Annotated in this window: 22 protein-coding genes; 21 read left to right on the top strand and 1 reads right to left on the bottom strand. The window is 41.4% G+C overall.

What is annotated here, in order from left to right:
- Positions 1-4 precede the first annotated feature (4 nt).
- From CVS89_RS05525 to hypA, 13 genes are all read left to right on the top strand, one after another.
- A complete protein-coding gene (locus CVS89_RS05525) occupies positions 5-1,723 on the top strand; it encodes a nickel-dependent hydrogenase large subunit (protein ID WP_107848429.1) in 1,719 nt (572 codons plus the stop codon).
- A 9-nt stretch (positions 1,724-1,732) separates the two neighbouring features.
- The gene (gene cybH / locus CVS89_RS05520; protein WP_103597678.1) at positions 1,733-2,413 is read left to right on the top strand and encodes a Ni/Fe-hydrogenase, b-type cytochrome subunit; all 681 of its coding nucleotides are present in this window, start codon (positions 1,733-1,735) and stop codon (positions 2,411-2,413) included.
- Entirely contained in the window at positions 2,413-2,955 is a 543-nt protein-coding gene (locus CVS89_RS05515; RefSeq protein WP_021093168.1) for a HyaD/HybD family hydrogenase maturation endopeptidase, read from the top strand. Before cybH ends, CVS89_RS05515 begins: the two co-directional genes overlap by 1 nt.
- Positions 2,952-4,424, top strand: coding sequence for a hypothetical protein (locus CVS89_RS05510; protein WP_107848428.1), 1,473 nt, complete (start codon positions 2,952-2,954; stop codon positions 4,422-4,424). Before CVS89_RS05515 ends, CVS89_RS05510 begins: the two co-directional genes overlap by 4 nt.
- Positions 4,408-6,633, top strand: a complete 2,226-nt coding sequence (gene hypF / locus CVS89_RS05505; protein ID WP_107848427.1) for a carbamoyltransferase HypF — start codon at positions 4,408-4,410, stop codon at positions 6,631-6,633. The genes CVS89_RS05510 and hypF overlap by 17 nt, the downstream gene beginning before the upstream one ends.
- A 45-nt stretch (positions 6,634-6,678) precedes the next feature.
- Positions 6,679-7,092 (top strand): nickel-responsive transcriptional regulator NikR, encoded by a 414-nt coding sequence (gene nikR / locus CVS89_RS05500; RefSeq protein ID WP_107848426.1) that lies wholly within the window; start codon positions 6,679-6,681, stop codon positions 7,090-7,092.
- Between the two features lie 361 nt (positions 7,093-7,453).
- On the top strand, positions 7,454-8,719 hold the full coding sequence (locus CVS89_RS05495; RefSeq protein WP_107848424.1) for a DUF2157 domain-containing protein: 1,266 nt from the start codon (positions 7,454-7,456) through the stop codon (positions 8,717-8,719).
- Entirely contained in the window at positions 8,716-9,339 is a 624-nt protein-coding gene (locus CVS89_RS05490; protein WP_107848423.1) for a GDYXXLXY domain-containing protein, read from the top strand. The genes CVS89_RS05495 and CVS89_RS05490 overlap by 4 nt, the downstream gene beginning before the upstream one ends.
- 124 nt (positions 9,340-9,463) lie before the next feature.
- Positions 9,464-10,276, top strand: a complete 813-nt coding sequence (gene hypB, locus CVS89_RS05485; protein WP_107848422.1) for a hydrogenase nickel incorporation protein HypB — start codon at positions 9,464-9,466, stop codon at positions 10,274-10,276.
- On the top strand, positions 10,276-10,515 hold the full coding sequence (locus tag CVS89_RS05480; protein WP_009293878.1) for a HypC/HybG/HupF family hydrogenase formation chaperone: 240 nt from the start codon (positions 10,276-10,278) through the stop codon (positions 10,513-10,515). Before hypB ends, CVS89_RS05480 begins: the two co-directional genes overlap by 1 nt.
- Positions 10,515-11,603 carry a hydrogenase formation protein HypD gene (gene hypD / locus CVS89_RS05475; protein WP_107848421.1) on the top strand — a complete coding sequence of 363 codons (1,089 nt, stop codon included), beginning with the start codon at positions 10,515-10,517 and terminating at the stop codon, positions 11,601-11,603. The genes CVS89_RS05480 and hypD overlap by 1 nt, the downstream gene beginning before the upstream one ends.
- Before the next feature lie 8 nt (positions 11,604-11,611).
- Positions 11,612-12,604, top strand: a complete 993-nt coding sequence (hypE, locus tag CVS89_RS05470) for a hydrogenase expression/formation protein HypE (RefSeq protein WP_107848420.1) — start codon at positions 11,612-11,614, stop codon at positions 12,602-12,604.
- On the top strand, positions 12,604-12,945 hold the full coding sequence (gene hypA / locus CVS89_RS05465) for a hydrogenase maturation nickel metallochaperone HypA (RefSeq protein WP_021085088.1): 342 nt from the start codon (positions 12,604-12,606) through the stop codon (positions 12,943-12,945). Before hypE ends, hypA begins: the two co-directional genes overlap by 1 nt.
- A gap of 223 nt (positions 12,946-13,168) precedes the next feature.
- On the opposite strand, the gene CVS89_RS05460 is transcribed toward hypA, so the two are convergent.
- Positions 13,169-15,634 carry an AsmA-like C-terminal domain-containing protein gene (locus CVS89_RS05460; RefSeq protein WP_107848449.1) on the bottom strand — a complete coding sequence of 822 codons (2,466 nt, stop codon included), beginning with the start codon at positions 15,632-15,634 and terminating at the stop codon, positions 13,169-13,171.
- A 73-nt stretch (positions 15,635-15,707) separates the two neighbouring features.
- Between CVS89_RS05460 and mltG the strand changes: the two genes are divergently transcribed.
- The 8 genes from mltG to CVS89_RS05420 all read left to right on the top strand — a co-directional run bounded on the left by mltG (position 15,708) and on the right by CVS89_RS05420 (position 23,079).
- On the top strand, positions 15,708-16,652 hold the full coding sequence (mltG, locus tag CVS89_RS05455; RefSeq protein ID WP_107848419.1) for an endolytic transglycosylase MltG: 945 nt from the start codon (positions 15,708-15,710) through the stop codon (positions 16,650-16,652).
- 63 nt (positions 16,653-16,715) lie between these two features.
- Positions 16,716-18,890, top strand: a complete 2,175-nt coding sequence (locus tag CVS89_RS05450) for an NADP-dependent isocitrate dehydrogenase (protein WP_107848418.1) — start codon at positions 16,716-16,718, stop codon at positions 18,888-18,890.
- A 3-nt stretch (positions 18,891-18,893) separates the two neighbouring features.
- Positions 18,894-19,787: a lactate/malate family dehydrogenase gene (locus CVS89_RS05445; protein ID WP_103570403.1), complete on the top strand. Its 894-nt coding sequence runs from the start codon at positions 18,894-18,896 to the stop codon at positions 19,785-19,787.
- 8 nt (positions 19,788-19,795) lie between these two features.
- Positions 19,796-20,107 carry a 4Fe-4S binding protein gene (locus tag CVS89_RS05440; protein ID WP_107848417.1) on the top strand — a complete coding sequence of 104 codons (312 nt, stop codon included), beginning with the start codon at positions 19,796-19,798 and terminating at the stop codon, positions 20,105-20,107.
- Positions 20,104-21,234, top strand: a complete 1,131-nt coding sequence (locus CVS89_RS05435) for a 2-oxoglutarate synthase subunit alpha (RefSeq protein ID WP_021087604.1) — start codon at positions 20,104-20,106, stop codon at positions 21,232-21,234. Before CVS89_RS05440 ends, CVS89_RS05435 begins: the two co-directional genes overlap by 4 nt.
- On the top strand, positions 21,224-22,069 hold the full coding sequence (locus CVS89_RS05430) for a 2-oxoglutarate ferredoxin oxidoreductase subunit beta (RefSeq protein WP_021091283.1): 846 nt from the start codon (positions 21,224-21,226) through the stop codon (positions 22,067-22,069). Before CVS89_RS05435 ends, CVS89_RS05430 begins: the two co-directional genes overlap by 11 nt.
- Positions 22,066-22,617: a 2-oxoacid:acceptor oxidoreductase family protein gene (locus CVS89_RS05425; RefSeq protein ID WP_021085834.1), complete on the top strand. Its 552-nt coding sequence runs from the start codon at positions 22,066-22,068 to the stop codon at positions 22,615-22,617. The genes CVS89_RS05430 and CVS89_RS05425 overlap by 4 nt, the downstream gene beginning before the upstream one ends.
- Before the next feature lie 39 nt (positions 22,618-22,656).
- Positions 22,657-23,079: a heat-shock protein gene (locus CVS89_RS05420; RefSeq protein WP_107848416.1), complete on the top strand. Its 423-nt coding sequence runs from the start codon at positions 22,657-22,659 to the stop codon at positions 23,077-23,079.
- The last annotated feature ends 64 nt before the right edge of the window (positions 23,080-23,143 follow it).

Here is a 23,143-nt window from a genome sequence, read left to right as displayed (position 1 = left end):
AAAAATGAGTGAAAAAAGAATAGTAATAGACCCTATAACACGTATCGAAGGGCACTTAAGAATAGAAGTCGTAGTCGATGAAAACAACGTTGTAAAAGAGGCTTACTCTGGCTCAACTCTTTGGAGGGGCTTAGAGCAGATAGTAAAAAACAGAGACCCAAGAGATGCTGGCTTTTTTATGCAAAGAATTTGCGGTGTTTGCACATACTCACACTACCGAGCAGGCATAGTCGCAGTTGAGGACGCCCTTGGCATCAAGCCTCCGCTAAATGCAGAGCTAACTAGAACGCTCATGAACGCAGCTTTATATCTTCACGATCATATCGTGCACTTTTATCAGCTCCACGGCATGGACTGGGCAGACGTCGTCTCTGCGCTAAGTGCTGATGTACATAAAGCTAGCGAGGAGGCATTTAAATACACAAGCACGCCATTTGCCACGGGAGCTGACAAGCTAAAAGAGGTAAAGGAGAGGGTTGAAGCCTTTGTTAAAAAGGGCAACCTTGGACCATTTGCCAACGCATACTGGGGACATAGCACATATAAATTTACTCCAGAGCAAAATTTAATCGTCCTCTCTCACTATCTTGAGTGCCTAAGAATCCAAAGAACAGCAGCTCAGATGATGGCTATCTTTGGCGCGAAAAACCCACACCCACAAAGCCTAACAGTTGGCGGCGTGACCTGCGTGATGGACCTTATGGATCCAGCTAGAATGGGCGAATATATGAGTAAATTTGCTGAGATCAAAGAATTTGTAGGTAGAGCTTACTACCCAGACATTTTGATGGCGGCTAAGGCTTATGCAAACGAACCAAGCGTTCTAAACGATGTTGGCGTATCAAATTTACTTTGCTACGATGAGTTTTTGATCGGCAAAAATGACCATCTATTTAAAGGCGGTATCATCTTAAATGGCGATCTTAGCAAGGTTCATGACATAGACGAAGACAAGATCACAGAAGAGGCGACAAGAGCTTGGTATAAAAATGACAAAGCACTTCACCCATACGACGGCGAGACAGAGGCAAACTACACAGGCCTTGTTGATGGCGAGAGTATAGACGGCGAAGGCAAGCTAGCTCACAGCAAGCTTTTTGACACAAAGGGCAAATATAGCTGGATCAAAGCACCAAGATATGACGGCATGCCTATGCAAGTAGGACCGATCGCAAGCATCGTCATAAACTACGCTAAAGGCAACGAGAGAGTTAAAAAAGTAGTCGATGAGTTTTTAGCAAAGAGTGGCTTGCCACTAAGTGCAGTTTTTTCAACTCTAGGCAGAACCGCTGCTCGTATGCTTGAAGCAAAAGTGGTCGCAGAGCACACTATGGACGCATTTAATGCCTTGATCGAAAATTTAAAGACAGATCAAGAGACCTGCGCAAAATATGTCATAGATAATGGCAAAGAGTACAAAGGTCACTTCAAAGGCAATGCTCCAAGAGGCGCGCTTAGCCACTGGTGCCGCATAAAAGATGGCGTCATCTCAAACTGGCAAGCGGTCGTGCCAAGCACTTGGAACGCCTCACCAAAAGACGCTAAAGGTCAAATGGGAAGCTACGAGGCGTGCTTAGTTGGTATGAAGATCGCTGATCTTTCAAAACCACTTGAGATAATACGAAAAATTCACTCTTACGACCCTTGCATCGCGTGTGCCGTGCATGTTATGGACACGAAGGGAAATGATTTGAGTACTTATAAGATAAATCCAAATTTGTAAGGAGAAAAGATGTCACATAAAAATCCTGACAGGATCAGCGAATACGAATTCTCCATCGGCGTTAGGCTGACACACTGGATTAGATTTATAGCTATCACGCTTTTGATTGTGAGCGGCTACTACATCTCTTATGTCTTTATGAGTCCAGAGATCACGAGCGAGCCTACAAATTTCATGCAAGCAAAGTGGCGTTTGGCGCACCAGGTCGCTGGCTTTGTGCTAATAGCGGTATTTATCTTTAAATTCTATCTATTTGTCTTTGATAAGCACAGCAAAAAAGAGTGGATGAGCGTGCTTGACTTTTTAAGTCCAAAAGTTTGGATAGCGCAGATAAAATACTACATCTTTATGGGGCCACACCCGCATTTAAGGGGCGTTTATAACCCATTGCAGTTTGCCTCATACTTTTTCTTTTACGTCATCTTGGCACTCATATGCCTAACTGGCTTAGTGCTTTACGCTCACGTTTATCACGAGGGACTTGGCGGAGCGATCTACGAGCCAGCGAGATACTTTGAAGAGCTTATGGGCGGACTAGCAAATGTTAGAACGATACATAGAATTTGCATGTGGATCATCATGATATTTGTGCCTATTCACGTTTATATGGCGATATTTAACGCCGTTAAAGGCAAAAATGGAGCGATGGACGCCATCGTTAGTGGCTATAAATTTGTAAAAGAACACTGATGAGAGTGCTAGTTCTTGGCATTGGCAACGTTATGTTTGCTGATGAGGGCATAGGTGTTCATTTTGTAAATTTGATGGCTAAAAACTATAAATTTACAAGTTCTAAAAACGAGCTTACTCTAATGGACGGGGGCACTTTAGCCCTCGCTCTAACTCACATAATAAGCGAATTTGACTATCTTATCGTCGTTGATTGCATTAGCGCAAATGGCGCAAGCGTGGGCGATGTTTATTTTTTCGACTTTCTAAACGTACCAAATTTTATCAGCTGGGACGGCTCGGCTCACGAAATCGAGATGCTTCAAACCCTTCATCTAATGGAGCTTGCAGGCGATAGACCGACAACCAAAATCTTAGGCATCGTGCCTAGCCGCATAGAGTCATCAAATTTTAGCCTCTCAGATGAAGTGATAAAAGCTTCTAACATCCTAGAAAAAACGCTACTTGAACACTTAAAAGAGCTTGATTTTAAGTGCGAAAAGGTGGCAAATTTCACCCTAAACGACACCCTCGATGACTACGCTAAAAAAGGTTTAAAATGATACTTGCTTTTAAATTTGACTGCTTTAAAGACCCAGCCTTTTTTGCACCTTTTTTACGCTCATTAGCTGGGGAGCTTAAGCACTCTATAAGCTGCAAAAATGATCAAATTTACCTAAAAGTAAGTGGATCAAATGAGGAGCTTAGCGCCCTAGCAGACAGAGCAAGCACCATTTTGCCCTATAGCCTTTTTATAAAGCATAGCGAGGTTGATGTGGCAGATGAGCTTGACGTGGCGGGCGAAATTGAGAAGGTAAAATTTGGCACGCTTAGCCCATCTCAAGCGGCGGCATTTTTGGCTAATGGCAAGGCTATTTTAAATGAAAGTGGCGTACTTACTTGGAGTAAATTTGAGGGCGAGATAACGCTTGAAAATTTTAATGAAAAGCTAAAAACCTGCCTAAATTTATTAAAAAACGGCAAGAGCGTTTGCGTAGAGCAAGATGAAAATTTATATGAAATTTCTCTTGGGGTGAAATTTGATGCAAATTTCTTGATGCCTGTAAATTTAAAGCAGCTACCAAAAATTTTTATAGCTGGTGATAGGGCGCAGATCGCGCTTGCTAGCTTTGAAAAGCCACTTTTATCGCTAAAAACGACAGCCATTTATAGGCAAAATCACGAGAGCGCACCGCTATTTTTTGACGTGATAGCGCCAAATGATCTTTTTCTTTACGCCCTTTGCGAGCAGCTAAATCAAGATGGTTTTAGCTTTGTAAGCGTTACTGCAAAGGAGCAAAAAAGCGCTCTTTCAAGGCTTGCTTTGCTTGAAAGTAGTGCGCTTTTAAGCCCATTTTTTTACACAAAAGATGAGGAATTTGAGCTTAGCTATTTGGGCGAAGTGGCTTTGGGGCTAAAATTTAGCAAATTTAGCGATGATGAAATTTGCCTGCTTTCAAAATCAAGCAAAACGCAGCTTCTATTTTTGCCAAAATTTAGTAGCTTTGAAGAAATTTATGAGCTCATAAGAGCTGATGAGAGCGGCGAAAGGCTACTTGAAAACTTCAGTAAAGAGCACGTCTTGCCAAGTGGTAAATTTAGCTCAAACGCTAGCTTTTTCTCGCTATTTTGCATAGCTGGACGCTTGCTTGGCACAAGCAGTGACTTTAAAAAAGCAGGGGAGAATTTGCTCCTTATGGCAAGTGATTTTAGCGGTCAAAAGGGCGTTAGGATAGATTACAAAATGAAAGATGACTTTGGTTTAGACGGGGTTAAGTTTGTAAAAAGTATCATTTCATTTATCCTTGCTGGCGCTGGAGAGAAGAACATCAGCTTTGGTTGCACCGAGTCTTTGGCGCATTTTCTGAGCGATTTTAGCTATGAAAAACGAGATAAATTTAAGATCAAAAATGTTACTTTAAGCGGGGATTTATTTTATAATAAGGTAGTTAGCAACTTGATAAAAAAGCACCTAAACCCAAATATAAAAACAAATTTTGACCCCGGATTTGGCGTTGAGATCAAGCTTTAGATATGAGATCAAAGGCTTAGTTCAAGGCGTTGGTTTTAGACCTTTTGTCTATACTTTGGCGCATAAATTTAAGCTTGTTGGCGAAATTTACAACGACGATGAGGGCGTGAAGCTAAATTTTAGCGGCGAAGAGGCTAGCTTTTTGGCTTTTGAAAAAGAGCTTTATGAGAAGCTACCAGCCCTTGCTAGGATCGATGAGCTAAAGAAGATTAAGATAGATCAAATTTACGAAAAACTTGAGATCATCGCTTCAAAATCAGCGACCAAACAAGCGCCTATCTTGCCTGATTACGCACTTTGCGATGACTGCTTGCGCGAGTTTTATGACCCCACAAATCCACGCTACAAATACCCATTTATAAACTGCACCAACTGCGGACCGAGATTTTCCATCATCAAAGCATTGCCTTATGACAGGGTAAATACGACGATGTGCGAGTTTAAGATGTGCGAGTTTTGTGAGAGCGAATACAAAGACCCGCTTAATCGCCGCTACCACGCAGAGCCGATCTCTTGCCCAAACTGCGGGCCAAAACTCTATCTAAAAGATAAATTTGGCAAAGTCTTGGCTAGCGAGAACGAAGCAGCCAAAGAGGCGGCTAGGCTCATAAACGAGGGTAAAATTTTAGCCATTAAAGGTCTTGGTGGCTTTCATCTAGTTTGCGACGCGACAAATGAAGCCGCAGTTTGCGAGCTAAGAGCTAGAAAGCACCGCCCAAGCAAGCCCTTTGCGCTGATGAGTAAAAATTTACAAAACGCTAGAAAAATAGCGCAAATTTCAGAGGCGGAGGCGAAGCTTCTTAGCTCAAATTTAAAGCCGATCGTCTTGCTTGAAGCAAAAAACGGCTCAAATATCGCAAAAAGTGTTGCGCCAAATTTAAATAAGCTTGGTGTCATGCTCGCATTTAGCGGCATACATCTTTTGCTTTTTGATTATTTAGAGCACGACATCATCGCAACTAGCGCAAACATCTCAGGCGAAGTCGTGATAAAAGATGAGAGTGAGCTAAGAGAGAAACTAGGTGACGTTATAGACTTTTACCTTGATCACGACCGAGAAATTTACTCGCCAAGTGACGATAGTATCGCATTTTGCGTTGGTGAAGAAGTTGTTTTTACAAGAACAAGTCGTGGGCTAAATCCAAATTTCATCCATACAAATTTTAAGCAAAAAGGGACATTTTTAGCCCTTGGAGCGGAGCTAAAGAGCTCATTTTGCATCTACAAAGACGGACTTTTGATGGTTAGCCCTTATATCGGCGATCTAAAAAACGTGGCAACTTTTGATAGGTTTAAGGACATTTTCACCCTTTTTGAAACGACTTATGATCTAAAAATAGATAAGGTTATAGCCGATCTGCATCCAAATTTTTTAAATACAAAATGGGCGAAGGATCAGGGCTTTGAGCTAGTTCATTTGCAGCATCACTACGCGCACTTGCTAAGCGTGATCTTTGAAAATGATTTACCAGATAAAGAGTATCTTGGCTTTTGTTTTGATGGCACAGGATATGGGGAAGACGGCAAAATTTGGGGTGGCGAGGTCTTTAGGCTAGATAAAAATAGCTACAAAAGGGTTTATCACTTTGATGAATTTAGCTTATTTGGCGGCGAAAATAGCATAAAAAATATCTACCTCATCGCTTATTCGATTATTTTGAAGTATCAGCTTGAGGACGAAGGGCGTAAATTTTTAGTAAATTTTGATGAAAAGGTGCTTAGAAATTTCAAGATGATGGAGCAAAAGGGGCTAAATTTAGTAAAAACTAGCTCGGTTGGTAGGATATTTGACGCATTTGGTGCGATAATATGTGGCATTTCTCACTCGAGTTTTGAGGGCGAAAGCGGCATGAGGCTTGAGGCACTTTATGATAAAAATTTAGATGTGTGTTACAAATTTAGCCTAAATGACGGAGTTATCAGCTTTAAAGAGACCTTTAAAAGTGCTTTAAAAGATGAGCCAAGAGTGGCGGCAACGGCATTTATAAATGGCATGGCTGATATTATTTTTGAAATTTCCAAAAATGAGAAAAAAGAGATTTTACTAAGTGGCGGAGTTTTTCAAAATAAGACTTTGCTTGAGCTTATTTACAAAAAATTTACTGAAGCAAATTTGAAATTTTATATCAATAAGAAATTCTGCAGTAACGATTCTAACGTAAATTTAGGGCAAATTTATTATTATTTATCCACATTTTCTAATAAGTGATGTATAATGATTATAAACGGTAATCAAACGAGAAAGGAGCAAAAAATGGATAGTGTTATACGTTTTAGTGTTTCTTTGCCTAGTCAATTACTAGACGAACTAGATAAAAAAGTTAGCGAACAAGGCTACGCTTCTAGGAGTGAATTTACAAGGGATTTGATCCGTGAAAAGATCGTAAGCGATAGCTGGAAGGACGCTAACGAGGAGTTGATTGGGGTTTTGACGCTCATTTATGTGCATCATCACAACGATTTGGTGAATAAAAAAATGGATATCGAGCATGACTCTGATGTGAAGATCATCTGCACAAATCACGTTCATGTCGATCACCACAACTGCTTAGAAACGATCTCGATAAGAGGTGAGGCTAGCAAGATAGAGCGCTTTGCTGACAGGATTGCTGGCTTAAAGGGTGTTAAGTTTTCTAAACTTACAAAGGCCGCTGTGCCTAAATTTTAAGCTAAAAGCTTTTTTGGCTCTTAAATTTAGGTTTTTTGTAAATAGCTAGCAGCGCTTACTTGGCTGCAGAGCTTGTCTTATTTTGTCTTTTTGGTAGTTTTTAGCAGTTTTTGTGATCCATTTTTGCAAATTGATAGCGGGTTTTGCTATTTCTTGCTTGCCTGATATCTTTTTTGTGGCGAAAGTTTGATGACCGTTTGTTTTTTACTTGGGCTTTGGCTAAAGCTAAATTTGCAAAAGCCCGCCCAAGTTTTTTGGCTTTTTAAATTTCTCCTTTTTTTGCTTTATTTTTGTTCTAGCATTTTTGGCGCTTGTATGCTATCATTAGCCACAAAAAAATGTCATTTAAAGAGAATGAAAGATGAATTTTTACAATAGAAATTTTCTAGCCAAAGAGCTAGATCGCTGGCAAAAAGAGGATGTGATCGATAAGGCCACCGCTTTAAAGATAGCAAATTTATATGATATAGATCTAAACGCTCATAGCGAAAAGACTAGCTTTATCTTAAAGTTGGTTGCTTATCTCTTTTTCGCGCTGGCATTTTTTACGCTAGTTGGCGCAAACTGGGAGGAGATGCCAAGGCTGATGCGCTTGGTGCTTGTGCTATTTACGCTTGGACTTGTAAATTTTGGTGGAGTTTATTATCTCAAAAATGGCAAAGATAAGCTTGGCACGGCTATGCTCTTTTTGGGAAATTTCTGCTACGGAGCAGCCATAGCGCTTATCGCTCAAATTTATAATATTAGCGACGAGCCAAGCGGTGGAGTTTTGCTCTGGAGCGTTGGAGCTATGGCGCTCTCTTTTGCTAGCAAAAAGGCTTTGCTAGTGGCTCAAAGCATTGTTTTTGCGACGATCTGGTTTGTTTTAAAGGGCATGGGTGGCGAGTTTGCTTATGAATTTATCGTCTTTATAGCCCTTGGCGCCTACATGCTTTATAAAAGTGACTCGGCATTTCTTGCGATTGTGCTTTTAGCGGATATATTTTTCTACATCGTTTCGCTTTGCGCTAAGATCAGCGGGTTTAATGAATTTTATGGCTATGATGATCTTATGTTTAGAGCGCCGATGGCTGCTACTTTATCGCTCTCATACGCGCTTTTACTTGTCGCGCTCTTTAGCACTTTAGCTGGCTTTAGAGATAGGCTAGCGCACCTTGTAAAAGGCTTTGGCAAGTATCTTGGCATCGTTATCTTGATCGTTTGCCTGATAGCTTATGCAAATGGCGATATCTACGAGCTAGAAGAAGATAAATTTTGGTTTGCAAAAGCATTTTTTTATAGCAGTTTTGGCAAGGTTTTTGCCGTATTTAGCATTGCTAGCATTGCGCTATTTTTCAAAGAGAAAAACAAAAGCGGCCTGCTTCTTGGTTTGATACTCTTTGCGTTGCCATTTGTCTTTAGCTTAGGCGTTGGATATGCAAATATCTTCTTCTCGCTAGCAAACATCATCGTTGCAGCCGCGCTTATCAAAAATGGCGAGCTAACGCTTGGACTATGCATGATATTCTTAGTTGCGGTGGTTAGATACTTTGAGCTAATAGGCGATTATTTGGGGGCTACGGCGCTATTTATCGTCTTTGCCTTCGTCGTGCTCGCAGTTGCAGCTAAAAAAGGACGTACAAAATGAAGATAAGATCACTAATACTAGCCATAATCTTTCAAATTTTACTAATAATTGCGATGCTTGCATACGCGCTCATGCCACTTTATCTTGGAAAAGAGGTAAAAGTGAGGGTCAATCTTTACGATCCAAGGGATCTCTTTCGCGGAAACTACGTGAGCTTGAGCTATGATTTTTCAAATTTACAGCAGTCTAAATTTGATGAAAAAACTGGCGTTGAGATATATATATATGATAGAAATATCTCAAAAAATGATGAAATTTACGCCATTTTAAAGCAAGATGCTAATGCTACTTACGCTTTTGATAAATTTAGCTTTACTAAGCCAAAAGACGCTCTTTTCTTAGCTGGCAAATTTGATGGATATTTATTTGTAAAATATGGCATCGAAGAGTTTTACATGCCAACTAAAAAGGCAAAGCAAACTGAGCGAGAGATGATGGATCAAGACGTGGATGCTGTTGCTGTTTTGATGGTGATGGATGATGGCAGAGCAAGGCTAAAAGATATCATCATCACACCAAATGGCAAAAAAAGAAGCAGTGATGAAAATTTTGATGAAAATGGCTACACAGATGATAACGAGAGCTTTGAAGAGCCAGTTCGCTTGCAAGATCAAAGGTAAATTTAAAGGGATGATTAAAAAACGGGTTAATTTATCTCATTTGCATAAAATGCCCTTAAATTTTAATTTTATTTTTAAATTTAAGCGTTAAAATCTCTGAAAATTAATAAAAAAGGATAATAAAATGTGTAAAGATTGCGGTTGTTCAATGGGAAATCACGCCCACACTCACACTCACGCTGATGGCACTACTCACTCACACCCACACACTCACGATGGGCATACAGACCACGCTCATGACGCACACGAGCATAGCCACGAGGCTCACGCGCACCCTGTGCTAAACGAGAGCAAAACCATAGACGTGATAGAGAAAATTCTTTCTGAAAACGACAAAGAGGCAGCTCACAACAGAGCGCATCTTGATGAGAAAAAGATACTTTGTGTAAATTTGATGAGTAGCCCAGGCGCTGGCAAGACTACGCTTTTAGAGGCTACGATAAAGGCTGGTAAATTTAAAATAGGCGTTGTCGAGGGCGATTTGGAGACCAATCAAGATGCCGACCGCATAGTAAAAGCTGGCGCAAAAGCTCATCAGATAAGCACAGGTCAGACCTGCCATTTAGACGCATTTATGGTGCATGAGGGGCTTCATCACCTGCCACTAAATGAGCTTGATCTAGTCTTTATAGAAAATGTTGGAAATTTAGTTTGCCCTGCAAGCTACGATGTTGGCTCACACTTTAATGTTGTGCTTCTTTCAGTGCCAGAGGGCGATGATAAGGTGAGTAAATATCCAGTGATGTTTAGGGCTGCTGACGTGCTTTTAATCACAAAAGCTTCGCTTGCGCCGCACTTTGACTTTGACATCGAGCGCGTGAAAAACGACGCTAGAAAGCTAAATCCAAAGGTTGATATCTTTGTGGTAGATAGCAAAACAGGCGAGGGCATCGATAAATGGATAAGTTATTTGGAATTTAAAAAAGAGCTAAGATAATGTGTCTTTCGATCCCTTCAAAAGTAATAGAAATAGATGAAAACAACGTTGCTACCGTCGAGACTCTGGGCGTTACTAGAAAGGTAAGCCTAGATCTCATTTCTGAAGAGGTAAAGGTTGGCGAATACGTGCTAATCCACGTTGGATACGCCATGCAAAAGATCGATACGCAGTTTGCGCTTGAGAGCTTGGAGGTCTATCAAAAGATCGCTGAGGATATGGACGCGGGGAAAATTTGATGGATCTTATCAATGACTTTCGCGATAAAAATTTAATCCTTGCCCTTTCAAAACTGATACAAAAAGAGAGCGTAAAACCGCTAAATATCATGGAAATTTGCGGTGGCCACACGCATAGCATTATGAAATTTGCACTGCCAAGCTTAGTTGGGGAGCATATAAATTTCGTCCACGGCCCAGGCTGTCCAGTCTGCGTGATGCCAAAGAGCCGCATAGACGAGGCCTGTAGGCTTGCTAGTATGGATAATGTGATCTTTTGCACGCTAGCTGACATGCTAAGAGTGCCTGGCTCAAAGACAAGCTTGCAAAAGCTTCGCGGCGAGGGACACGATATAAGGGCACTTTACACGCCACTTGATGCGCTAAATATCGCTAAGCAAAATCCAGACAAAAAAGTCATATTTTTTGCGATCGGCTTTGAGACGACGACTCCGATGAGCGCAAATTTAGTTGAAAAAGTGGTGCAAGAGGGCATTAAAAATTTATACTTTCATATAAATCACGTAACCGTTCCAGCTCCAGTTAGAGCTATAATGAGCGATGAGAACGTAAGGATAGACGCATTTTTGGGTCCAAGTCACGTGAGCGTCATCACGGGTAGTAAAATTTACAAAGAGTTAGCGAGCGAATTTAAAAGACCCATCGCCATTAGTGGTTTTGAGCCGCTTGACATCATGGCAAGTGTGCTAAATTTAGTCCGTCAGCAAAACGCAGGCACATATGAAGTCTATAATGAGTACGCAAGGGCGGTCAAAGAAGAGGGCAACGTCAAGGCAAAAGAGCTCATAGCTAAGTACTTTGAGCCGTGTGACTTTGTCTGGAGAGGCCTTGGCGAGATAGCACAAAGCGGCATGAAGCTAAAAGATGAGTTTGCCTATCTTGACGCCAGAGTGCAGTTTGACTGCAGCGTAGAGAGCGCTGGCGAGAGCAAGGCTTGCATTTGTGGGCAAATTTTAAGAGGGCTAGCAAAGCCGACTGATTGTAAGGTCTTTGGCAAGGTCTGCAACCCACAAAATCCGATAGGATCGTGCATGGTATCAAGCGAGGGCGCTTGTGCGGCATACTTTAAATACGCAAGAGTTGGTTAAGGAATTTAATGAAAAAGATAATGCTAAGCCACGGCGGCGGCGGCGAGGAGATGAACTCGCTTATAAATGAGACGATATTTAAAATTTTTGATAACGAAATTTTAAGGCAGAGCAACGACTCAGCGATACTAAATTTAAACGGCAAGATCGCATTTAGCTCCGATAGCTTTGTGGTAACTCCCATTTTTTTTAATGGCGGCGACATCGGCAAGATCGCAGCTTGCGGCACGATAAACGACCTAGCAATGGTTGGAGCAAGCGCAAAATACCTAAGCTGCTCGCTCATCATCGAGGAGGGGCTTAGTATAGAAGAGCTTGAGCGTGTGCTTGGCTCGCTTGCAAAAACTTGCAAAGATAGCGGCGTGAGCGTAGTTTGTGGCGATACGAAGGTCGTGCCAAAGGGCAAATGCGATAAAATTTTCATAAACACAGCAGGCATCGGCGAGATAGTTTGCGAGGGCGTGGAGCTTAAAAATTTAAAAGCAGGGGCAAAAATCTTAATCTCTGGAGATGTTGGCAGACACGGCGGTGTGGTGCTTGCTGCAAGAGAAGAATTTGAGCTTGGGCTTGATCTAAAAAGTGACTGCAAAAGCCTAAAAGAGGTTGTCTTAAAGCTATTTAGTGCTGGCATAAAGCCGCAAACTATGCGCGATGCGACAAGAGGCGGACTAAGTGCGGTGCTAAATGAGTGGGCTAAATTTAGCAAATTTGACATCCTAGTTTTTGAAGAAAATATCAAGGTCGCAGATGAAGTGATGGGCGTTTGTGAGCTATTTGGTTTTGAGCCTTATGAGCTTGCAAATGAGGGCACTTTTGTGATGGCCGTAGATGAGAAGCAAGCTGAGGACGCACTTAAAATTTTAAGAGAATTTGATAAAAACGCGATGATAATTGGCACGGTAATGGAAGCTAAAAACGAATGTGTCATCATCGAAAACGCCTATAAATCAAGAAGATTTCTCGAGCCGCCAAAGGGCGAGCTACTGCCAAGGATCTGCTAATGCACGAGCTTAGTATCGTTCAAAATTTAGTCAGCCTTTGCGAGAAAAATGCCGCCAAAGAAAATGCCAAAGAGATAAGCAAGATCGAGATAAAAGTTGGTCGCTTAAGCGGAGTGGAGCCACACTATCTGGAGAGTGCCTTTGATGTTTATAAGGCTGGCACGATCTGCGAAAACGCTGAGCTTGTCATAAATTTACAAGGCATTGTCGTAGAGTGTTTGGACTGTGGATTTGGCGGGGAGCTTAGCGAAAATGACTTTACTTGTCCAAAGTGTAAAAGCCAAAATTTAAAGGTGACTGACGGCGAAGATATGTATCTTATGCGCCTTGAGATGAAGTAAATTTTACATATTTTTATATGTAAAATTTTATGTTTTTTTATTAAAATATTTTAATAGTGGTAGTAGTAAAAAATAGCTACCAAAACCTTGATCTCTAGCTTTTGATATCTTTACGCACTTTACGAGCCTGGGATAATATAAATAATCAAAAATGAGCGCCACTCTTGGCTTTAGAAGCAGCCAATAATTTTTTTCTATAATTTTCGTGCGTTACAGATTTAAACTACTCAAATATCAAAAACGGAGCTTGCAGGACGTTTCTTATTATCTTTAGTGGCGAGAGTAGGGCATCTCGCAATATTTGCGTCGAGTACTCTGGCTTTTCAGTCGTGCCACGTATGGCGATGACGGTTGAGAGCGAGCGGTCTTTGCCAAGGATGATTTGGTTGATAAGCGGGATCTTGTCGATGATACCGCTTGCGTCTTTTAGTATCTTTAGCTCAAGATCGATGTTTATCTTTTTGCTCTTTAGATCGATCGTGCCGCGTCCGCCGATATCTGCGCTCGTGCCTATCATCTCTATGGCTAAAAACTCGATCAAGTCGCCCTTTCTTGTAAGTAAAATTTTGCCGTTTTTAACAGTAAAGCCCTTGTCGTTAAAGTCAGGCGTTTTAAAGCTAAGAAGCGACGGCACCGAGTTTAAAAAGCTTAAAAGCCTTTGATAAAAGATGTAGTCTTTTAGATACGTGCCAAAAAATCTCACCTCAGCCTTGAAATTTTTCGAGCTCTCTCCAAGCATTTTTAGGCGAAATTTACCGCCCTCAAAGCTCTTGGTGCCTAAAAGACCATTTATAAACTCGCCACTTATATCAGTTGCGTCTAAATTTATGCTTTTCTCATCGCTAAAATATCCAACTCTGCCTTGCTTTGCTAGCCCATTTAGCGAGACGCTCTTGCCCTTTTTTTCGGCACTAAAGCTAGTAAATGGCAAGGTTTTGTTTAGGTCTTGCAAGATGATGTCGCCATTTTTTGCAAAGAGCTCAAGTGGCGTGCTTTGCTCTTTTGTGCTGTTGTCATCAAGGACAAGCAAATTTAGATCGTTGCTTTTAGCCTCTATGCCTTTTTCGGCGATATTTAAAGAGAGTTTTTTGCTCGCACTTTGCACCTTTACGCCAGCCTTTGAGACCGTGATCAAAAAGTCGTCATTATCATATTTTGAGCCATTTTTATCCAAAAACGGCATGTCAAATTTAAGCCCTTTTGCCAAAATTTCAAGATTAACAAAGTCCTTGCTCTTTATGCTCACATCACCAAAGCCAAGCACGCCATTTTGCTTTAAAACTGGGGAGTTTTGCATGATGAAGTTGCTATTTTTCGTAGCTATCACGCTCTCATCGCCAAAGCTTAAATTTAGCCCAAAAGGCTCAATGCTAAGCGTAGTCTCGCTTGGCTTACTAAAGTCAAGAAGCGCGGTAAATGGCTCATTTTTAAAGGCTAAAATTTCATCATTTTTCTCTTTTAGATCAAAGCTTTCTATGACGCCTTTTATCTCGCCGGTGCTTTTTTGTAAATTTATATCTGCTTTTGCATTTGCTCTGAAAAAATCAAGCCCAAAGCCGCTTGCATCGATGTTTAGCACAGAAGTATTTACGAGCTTTACAAGGGCACTTTTAGCGTTAAATTTACTCCCAGCGATATCTAAAACCGCGTCACTTATCTTAAAATCGCCATTTGCGATGACGCTTTTTTCATCAAAATTTTCTAAGCTTTTCTCGTCTAGTTTTATCAAAATTTTTAGGCCAGCATCCATTTTACCACTTAGCTGCCTAACTGGCACGTTGATCTTATAAGCTCTTAATATCTCATTTATTGCCTCATCGTAAATAGAATTTGTCTTTATAAAAAGCTCTAAATTTGCACTTTTTTCATCAAAGATGTTGTTTATAGCAACATTTGAGCCATCAAGCTTTTTGCCTTTATAAACTGGAGCTGTAAGGTCAAATTTAAGCTTCGAGTTATTAAGCGTGATGTTTGCCTCAGCGACATTTACGGCTGGCAAGCCTTTATCAAATTTAACAAGTAAATTTTTGGCATTTGCAGTCGCGTTTAGCTCGTTTAAGAAAAGATCATTTTCTTTAAGGTCAGCCTTGCCGTTTATCTCATTTAGGTGATAGTCATCAGCCACGATGTAGCCATATATCCAGTTTTTAACCTCGCTGTTTAGGTGTATGCGACTATCAAGCTCAGCGATGAAGTCCTTGATACTGCCAGCATTTACGTCATAGGCTTTGTAGGTTAAAAGTGTATCTTTTAAGGCAAAGCTAAGCTTGCCATTTAACTCGTGCGAGGTGAAATTTCCATCAAATTTATAGTCATCTTTGTCAAAATTTGCACTGCCCTCGCCGCTAATGCTGACGTTAAAGTCTTTAAGGCTTAAATTTTTTACTATGAAGTGGTCTATGCCATCTTGCTGCTCTTTTTGAAATTTGATATCGATGTTTAGATAAGGACTATCAACGAAAAATATATCATCTAAAAATAAAATTTTGATCTTAAAATCATCGCCGATTTGCACGCTCTCAAGTGAAATTTCTTGAAAAAAGGTCTCAAGATAATCAACGCCTTGACTAAGGTTTAAAAGTTGCTTGTCGCTAGCTTTTTGCGCCACGTCTTTTTTGAAGCTTGGTAGCTTGATCTGCTTTGCTCTTACAATTAATTTTTTATCTAACTTTATATATAATTGCTCCAATTTTACGCCGTAAAACTCGAAATCGTTAATTTTTATGCCGTATTTTAAAAGCAAAACAAGCGAAAGAATCAAAATGATAAAAAATTTTATAAAAAAGCCATACCTAGATATTTTCTTTGATATCGTACTCATCGTCGTCCTAAGTGTATTTGTCTATTTGGCACGCCCCATAAACACGAGCAAAGTCGTCTTTGTGCCAAAAGGGAGTGTGGGCGAGATTATATCTTATTTAGCTAATCGCAACTTTAACTTAAGTGCGATCGACAAATACGCCATGCGCTTCATCGGCTCGCCTCAGTCTGGCTGGATCGAGATAGGCAAAGATAAAATTTCAAGGATTGATTTTTTAAAAAAATTAGCCAAAGCAAAGGCTGCGATGACCGAGATCACGCTCATCCCTGGCGAAACTACTATCGTTTTTTTAAATCAAATCGCTGCCCAGCTTGGACTTGACGGAGCAAAACTAAATAGCGAGTATAACGCCCTTGCACCAGTCGCTGATGGCTTTTTGATGCCAAATACTTATAAGATCCCAGTTGGCATCAGCGAGAGGCATCTGGCATATTACCTTGTAAATTCGTCTAAAAAGGCGCAAAGCGAGATCAGCAGAAAAATTTTTGGCGAATATAACGAGAAAAAGTGGTTTAAAATTTTAACCATCGCTTCAATCATCCAAAAAGAGGCCGCAAACGACGCTGAGATGCCACTTGTCGCCTCAGTCATCTACAACCGCCTAGATAAGGGCATGAGGCTGCAGATGGACGGCACGCTAAACTATGGCATCTACTCGCACGATGTGATCACGGCTGAGCGCATAAGAAGCGACATGAGCGAGTTTAACACCTATCTAAACGACGGCATACCGCCAAGTCCAGTCTGCTGCGTCTCTATAAGTGCGATCAAAGCGGCGATAAACCCTGCAAAGAGCGATTATCTATACTTTGTGCTTGATAAAAAGGCAAAAAAACACATTTTTTCAAAAACCTTAAGCGAGCACAATCAAAATATCGCAAAATAGGGCTAAAATACAACTAGCTTTAATAAAAAACGTGATAAATTTCAAAAAATCAAAAGGGCTAAAATGAGTGACATTATCTGGACTAAAACCGACGAAGCACCGCTATTTGCAAGCTACTCTCTCTTTCCTATCGTTAAGAGCTTTTTATCACGCGCTGGCATTAGTATAACTAGGGCTGATATAAGCCTAGCAGGGCGAATTTTATCTCTTTTTAGCAAAGAGCTTGGGCTAAACAAGGCTGACGAACTGGAGCTTTTGGGTGAGCTAACCGCGCACAAAGAGGCAAATATCATAAAACTGCCAAACATCTCAGCCACGCTCGTTCAGCTAAAAGCGGCTATTGAGGAGCTTAGAAGCAAGGGCATAAACGTGCCATTTTATCCAGATGAGATCATCACGGACTACGACGAAGAGGTCGCTAAAAAATATGCAAAAGTGCTTGGTAGTGCTGTTAATCCAGTGCTAAGACAAGGCAACTCAGACAGAAGAGTTTTGCCACCGGTTAAAGAATTTGCCAAAAAGCATCCACATAGCAACGGCAACTGGGACAAGGCAAATAAAACTAAAATTTGCTACATGCAAAAGGGCGATTTTTATGAAAATGAGCGCTCAATCATCGCTAGCAAAGATGAGAAATTTTATATAAATTTCATAAGCTTGGATGGCAAAAAAGAGCTTTTAAAAGAGCTTGCTGTCCAAAGTGGTGAGATCGTAGATGCTACCTTTTTAAGCGCAGATGAGCTGGATAAATTTTATGAAAGCTGTTTTGAGAGCGCGCTAAAAGAGAATTTGACCTTGAGCTTGCATCTAAAATGCACGATGATGAAGGTTAGCGACCCAGTCATCTTTGCTCACGCGATAAAGAGCTACTTTAAAGAGGTTTTTGAGCTATTTGGCGATGAATTTAAGGCTCACGGTGTTGAGGCAAAAAACGGCTTAAAAGATATGTTTGCTAAAATTTCAACTCTTAAAAATAAAGATGAAATTTTGGCTAAATTTGATGAAATTTTGAGCAAAAAGGCAAAAATTTGGACACTAAATGAAAGTGCCAGCAACTTTGACGTGCCAAATGACGTCATCATCGACGCCTCAGTGCCTGCGCTCATTAGAAACTCTGGCAAGGTAAAAGATAAGGACGGCGAGCTAAATTTCTCACTTTGCATGATCCCAGATAGGACTTATGCTAGAGTTTATGAGGCCTGCGTGGCGGACTTTAAGGAGCATGGCGCGCTTGATGTGAGCAACATTGGCAGCGTGGCAAATGTTGGACTAATGGCTAAAAAGGCCGAGGAGTACGGCAGCCATGATAAGACTTTTATCGCAAAAGAGGACGGAGAATTTGCTGTTTTTGATGAGGCAGGCGAGAGCGTCTTTAAATTTAGTGTTAAAAAAGGCGATATCTTTAGAATGACGCAGGCAAAAGAAGATGCGATAAATGCGTGGTTTGAGCTTGCTTTAAAAAGAGGCGAAATTTCAAAAGATGAGCTTATATTTTGGCTAGATAGCAGCCGTGCTCATGATAGAAATTTGATAGCTAAATTTGATAAATTTAGAGATAAATTTGCTAATGCTGGCGTGAAATTTGAAATTTTAAACTACGAGCAAGCAACTAAAAAATCGCTTGAGGCAATAAGAGCCGGCAAAGACGTCATAGGCGTCACCGGCAACGTTTTAAGAGACTATATAACTGATCTTTTCCCGATATTTGAGCTAGGTGGCAGCTCAAAAATGCTCTCAGTAGTGCCACTACTTGCTGGTGGAGCGATGTTTGAGACTGGTGCTGGTGGGACGGCTCCGACGCTTGTGAAAGAGCTAAAAGAGAAAAATCACCTGCTTTGGGATAGCTTAGGCGAGTTTTTAGCACTTAGTGCATCGCTTGAACATCTATCGTTTTTTAGGCAAAAAAAAGAGGCAAAAGAGCTAAGTGACGCGCTAAATAGAGCTGTTGCTAGCTATTTAGACGAAAACAAAACGCCAAATGCCACTCTTGATACCAGAGAGTCACACTTCTATCTAGCGCTATTTTGGGCGAGAGAGATGGCAAAAAGTGACGGGATTTTAAGCGTAATTTTTGAAAATTTAGCAGACGAGCTAGAGAAAAACGAGAGCGAAATTCTAAAGCAGATCAGAGAAAAAGATGGTGCAAGCGTGGAATTTGGCGGATACTACCTGCTAGATGAAGCAAGAGCAAATGAGGTCATGAGACCAAGTGAAATTTTAAATAAAATAATAGGATAAGAGATGAAAATAAGTGTAGTTGGAGCTGGAAACGTCGGTGCGAGCATAGCTTATGCGCTTTGCATGAGAGAGCTTTGCGACGAGATCGCACTTGTAGATATATTTGGCGACGTGGCGCGCGCAAAAGCTATCGATCTAGCGCAGTCAAGCTGCGTCTTTAACGCTAAAACTAGCGTTTGTGGTGGCGATGATTTTGTGTTAATTGAGGGCAGTGACATCGTCATAGTCACAGCTGGAAGCCCAAGAAAAGAGGGTCAAACTAGAGAAGATCTGCTGCTTAAAAACGCCGTTGTCGTAAAGCAAACAGCGCAAAAGATAGCTGAATTTGCCAAAAATGCAGTGATAATAGTCGTCACAAATCCGCTTGATGTGATGGTTTGGACGGCTCATAAATTTAGCGGTTTTAGCAAAAACAAAGTGATCGGCATGGCTGGCGAGCTAGATAGCGCAAGGTGCAGATATGAGCTAGCGCTTTTAAAAGATAAGGACGCTAGCAAGCTAAGAGCAAAGATCGTCGGCGCTCACAATGACGAGATGATCGTATCAGCTAGCAATATAAGCGAAAATTTAAATGAAAATGAGCTCAAAGTGCTCAAAAAAGAGACAAGCACTGGTGGCGCAAAGATAGTTAAGCTTCTTGGCACTTCAGCTTACTACGCACCAGCGGCCGCAGCTGTGAAAATGTGCGAGATGATCGTTGGCAAGAGCGATGAGATAATAAGCGCTAGCGTGCTAATCGATGATGAACTAAGTTGTGGCAGGCTAGTAAGGCTCGGACGTGATGGCTTGAAAGAAATTTTAGAGCTAAATTTAGACGAAGACGAGCAAGAGCAACTAAACAAAAGTGAAGCTGAGATCAGAAAAAATATCAAATTTTTAAAAGAAAACTTAGAGTAGGAAGATATATGATCGTAAAAGAAAATGTCCCAGTTTGGGTCGATGAGAGCAGGTGTAAGGCCTGTGATATCTGCGTGAGCTACTGCCCAGCAGGCGTACTAGGTATGAGGCTCGAGCCAAATGCCGTGCTTGGTAAGATGATAGAGGTCGTCCACCCAGACTCCTGTATAGGCTGCCGTGACTGTGAGCTTCACTGTCCTGATTTTGCCATTTATGTGGCTGACAAAGGCTTTAAATTTGCAAAGCTAACGCCTGAGAGCAAAGAGCGAGCTGCAGCCGTAAAGGCAAATAAATTTGCAAAACTTGGAGAGAGCGCATGAGAGAGGTAGTATCAACTGGAAATGCCCTAGTAGCAAGGGCTGCAGTCGAGTGTGGCTGTAACTTCTTTGGTGGATATCCTATCACTCCAAGCAGTGAGATCGCCCATGAGCTAAGCGTGCTTTTGCCAAAACATGGCGGCACATTTATACAGATGGAGGATGAGATAGCTGGAATTTCAGTAGCTCTTGGAGCAAGTGCGAGCGGTGCTAAGGCGATGACTGCAAGTTCTGGTCCTGGGATTTCGCTAAAGGCTGAGCAAATAGGCCTTGGCTTTATCGCTGAGATACCGCTTGTCATCGTAAATGTCATGCGCGGTGGCCCTTCAACTGGCCTACCAACCCGTGTCGCACAAGGCGATATCTTGCAGGCTAAAAATCCAACTCACGGCGATGTAAATATGATAGTTTTGGCCCCTAGTAGCCTAGAGGAGTGCTATACGCAGACGGTTCGTGCATTTAACCTCGCAGCTAGGTTTATGACACCAGTTATGCTGCTACTTGATGAGACGATAGGCCACATGCAAGCAAGAGTTAGTTTGCCAGAAATCAGCGAGCTAGAAATTTATAAAAGAAGAGAATTTAATGGCGAGCCAAAAGAGTATAAACCATACGAGGCGGCACCAGACGCGCCAGCCACGCTAAATCCTTTCTTTAAAGGCTATCACTACCACATAACTGGGCTTCATCACGGCGCTACTGGCTTTCCAACAGAAGATGGCAAGATAGTTGAATACTCGATGAATAGGCTGTTTAACAAGATAAATTTACACACTGATGAGTGCGAGAAATTTGAAGAGTTTATGCTAAATGACGCTGAAATTTGCATCATCGCCTTTGGTAGTGTGGCGCTTTCGGCTAAGCAAGCGATATTAAATTTACGTGAAAAAGGGCTAAAAGTAGGGCTATTTAAGCCACTCACACTTTTTCCAGCTCCAGCTAAAAAGCTAAAAGAGATATCAGATAAATTTAAGAAAATTTTGGTCTGCGAGCTAAATTTAGGTCAATATAGTGGCGAAATTTCAAAGATCATCTTAAGAGATGACTTTGCAAAACTGCTAAAAGCAAACGGCAGACCAATAAGCCCAAGCGAGATCGAGGCGAAGATAGGAGAAATTTATGGCTTTTAATTATGATAAATATTTACGAACAGATAAAATGCCTACTCTTTGGTGCTGGGGCTGCGGCGACGGCGTCATACTAAAGGCGCTCATCCGCGCTATCGATACCATGGGCTGGGACATGAACGACGTTTGCGTGGTCTCAGGCATAGGCTGCTCTGGTCGCTTTAGCGGATATCTTGACTGCAACACCATCCACACAACTCACGGCAGAGCCGTAGCTTACGCGACTGGCGTAAAGATGGCAAACCCAGATAAGCACGTCATCGTGGTAACTGGCGACGGCGACGGACTAGCGATCGGGGGCAACCACACGATACACGGATGCCGCCGAAATATCGGGCTAAATCACATCTTAATCAACAACTTCATCTACGCGCTAACAAACTCACAAACCAGCCCAACCACGCCAAAGGGCATGTGGACGGTCACAGCGCAATACGGCAACATCGATCCTAGTTTTGACGCCTGTAAGCTCGCAACCGCCGCAGGTGCTAGCTTTGTCGCACGTGGTAGCGTCATCGAGCCAGAGAAGCTTACAAAGCTCTTTGTAGAGGGCTTTAGCCACGATGGATACAGCTTTTTTGATGTATTTTCAAACTGCCATATAAATTTAGGTCGCAAGAACAAAATGGGCGAGGCGGTAAAAAATTTAGAGTGGATAAAAGGCCGCACGACTAGCAAGGTCAAATTTGACATGCTAAGTGACGAAGAGAAAAAGGGCATTTTCCCACTTGGCGTGCTGCACAAAGATGAAGAAAAGATCGAATACACCAAGGCTTACGACAAGGTAAGAAGGGCTGCAATGAGCAATGAAGCGATAAATTTTGAGGAGCTAGCATGAAGTCACAACTAAGATTTGTCGGCGTTGGCGGACAGGGCGTCATACTAGCTGGCGAGATCCTCTCAGCTGCCAAGATAAAAGCAGGCGGATACGGCGTCAAGGCCTCTACCTACACATCTCAGGTGCGTGGTGGTCCAACGAAGGTCGATATCATACTTGATGAGAAAGAAATTTTATACCCTTATGCAAACGAGGGCGAGATAGACTTTATGCTTGCTACCGCGCAGATAAGCTACAACGCCTTTAAAAGCGGCGTGAAAGAGGGCGGTGCGATCGTTGTCGAGCCAAATTTGGTAAAAGTAAGCGATGAAGACAAAAAGCGCTGGAAAATTTATGAAATCCCTATCATCTCTATCGCAAAAGACGAGGTCGGTAACGTCATCACTCAAAGCGTCGTAGCCCTTGGTGTGGCTGTGGCGATGAGTGGGTGCATGGATGAAAATTTAGTGCGTGAAGAGATGCTAGCAAGCGTGCCAGCTAAGGTCAAAGAGGCAAACGCAAAAGCTTACGAGCTAGGCCTAAAATACGCAAAAGAGCTTTTAAAATAAATTTTTGGCTAAATTTAAATTTAGCCAAAACCTCCCAAAATGGATCAGATAAAACTAGAAAATTTCCGCAAAGAATATGGCTTTGAGATGCCGATCGTTAGAAGCTTGCCATATGATGAGTGCTTAAAGATAAGAGAAAATTTACTTCATAAATTTAGCCTAGATGATATAGATGAGTTTTTTAAAATAGATAAATTTAGCAAGCTTGATGGCTTTAATGCGGACGAAGAAAATTTTGATCTAAAGACCGCTTTTAGCAAGCTTGGTATCGCCACGCCAAATGAAATTTGCATAAATTTTAATAAATTTGAGAGCATTGATATTTTGCGCTTTGATGATTTAGATAAATTTTTTAGCGATGTCTGGTATCCGTCACTTGATGACATTGAGATATTTGATATAAATTTAAGTTTCATTTTCTCAGTCAAACACTACGGGGCTATCTATTATTTTACTCTCTAGCTATCAAAAATTTACAAATTTATATGATTCATGATAATCATACGATTTTTATCCCATTTAAATT

The organism is Campylobacter concisus (genome assembly GCF_003048615.2).
Classification (GTDB): domain Bacteria; phylum Campylobacterota; class Campylobacteria; order Campylobacterales; family Campylobacteraceae; genus Campylobacter_A; species Campylobacter_A concisus_C.
Note: the sequence above shows the minus strand (reverse complement) of the source record. Positions and strands in the feature narration are given on the sequence as shown.

Excerpts from the sequence above, each read along its gene's own strand:
- CVS89_RS05445 (WP_103570403.1), top strand. The coding sequence starts at position 18,894 with ATGAAAATAAGTGTAGTTGGAGCTGGAAACGTCGGTGCGAGCATAGCT.
- mltG (WP_107848419.1), top strand. The coding sequence starts at position 15,708 with ATGATAAAAAATTTTATAAAAAAGCCATACCTAGATATTTTCTTTGAT.
- CVS89_RS05515 (WP_021093168.1), top strand. The coding sequence starts at position 2,413 with ATGAGAGTGCTAGTTCTTGGCATTGGCAACGTTATGTTTGCTGATGAG.
- hypE (WP_107848420.1), top strand. The coding sequence starts at position 11,612 with ATGAAAAAGATAATGCTAAGCCACGGCGGCGGCGGCGAGGAGATGAAC.
- hypB (WP_107848422.1), top strand. The coding sequence starts at position 9,464 with ATGTGTAAAGATTGCGGTTGTTCAATGGGAAATCACGCCCACACTCAC.
- nikR (WP_107848426.1), top strand. The coding sequence starts at position 6,679 with ATGGATAGTGTTATACGTTTTAGTGTTTCTTTGCCTAGTCAATTACTA.
- CVS89_RS05420 (WP_107848416.1), top strand. The coding sequence starts at position 22,657 with ATGGATCAGATAAAACTAGAAAATTTCCGCAAAGAATATGGCTTTGAG.
- cybH (WP_103597678.1), top strand. The coding sequence starts at position 1,733 with ATGTCACATAAAAATCCTGACAGGATCAGCGAATACGAATTCTCCATC.
- CVS89_RS05495 (WP_107848424.1), top strand. The coding sequence starts at position 7,454 with ATGAATTTTTACAATAGAAATTTTCTAGCCAAAGAGCTAGATCGCTGG.
- CVS89_RS05525 (WP_107848429.1), top strand. The coding sequence starts at position 5 with ATGAGTGAAAAAAGAATAGTAATAGACCCTATAACACGTATCGAAGGG.
- hypD (WP_107848421.1), top strand. The coding sequence starts at position 10,515 with ATGGATCTTATCAATGACTTTCGCGATAAAAATTTAATCCTTGCCCTT.
- CVS89_RS05490 (WP_107848423.1), top strand. The coding sequence starts at position 8,716 with ATGAAGATAAGATCACTAATACTAGCCATAATCTTTCAAATTTTACTA.
- CVS89_RS05440 (WP_107848417.1), top strand. The coding sequence starts at position 19,796 with ATGATCGTAAAAGAAAATGTCCCAGTTTGGGTCGATGAGAGCAGGTGT.
- CVS89_RS05480 (WP_009293878.1), top strand. The coding sequence starts at position 10,276 with ATGTGTCTTTCGATCCCTTCAAAAGTAATAGAAATAGATGAAAACAAC.
- CVS89_RS05435 (WP_021087604.1), top strand. The coding sequence starts at position 20,104 with ATGAGAGAGGTAGTATCAACTGGAAATGCCCTAGTAGCAAGGGCTGCA.
- hypA (WP_021085088.1), top strand. The coding sequence starts at position 12,604 with ATGCACGAGCTTAGTATCGTTCAAAATTTAGTCAGCCTTTGCGAGAAA.
- CVS89_RS05430 (WP_021091283.1), top strand. The coding sequence starts at position 21,224 with ATGGCTTTTAATTATGATAAATATTTACGAACAGATAAAATGCCTACT.
- CVS89_RS05450 (WP_107848418.1), top strand. The coding sequence starts at position 16,716 with ATGAGTGACATTATCTGGACTAAAACCGACGAAGCACCGCTATTTGCA.
- CVS89_RS05510 (WP_107848428.1), top strand. The coding sequence starts at position 2,952 with ATGATACTTGCTTTTAAATTTGACTGCTTTAAAGACCCAGCCTTTTTT.
- CVS89_RS05425 (WP_021085834.1), top strand. The coding sequence starts at position 22,066 with ATGAAGTCACAACTAAGATTTGTCGGCGTTGGCGGACAGGGCGTCATA.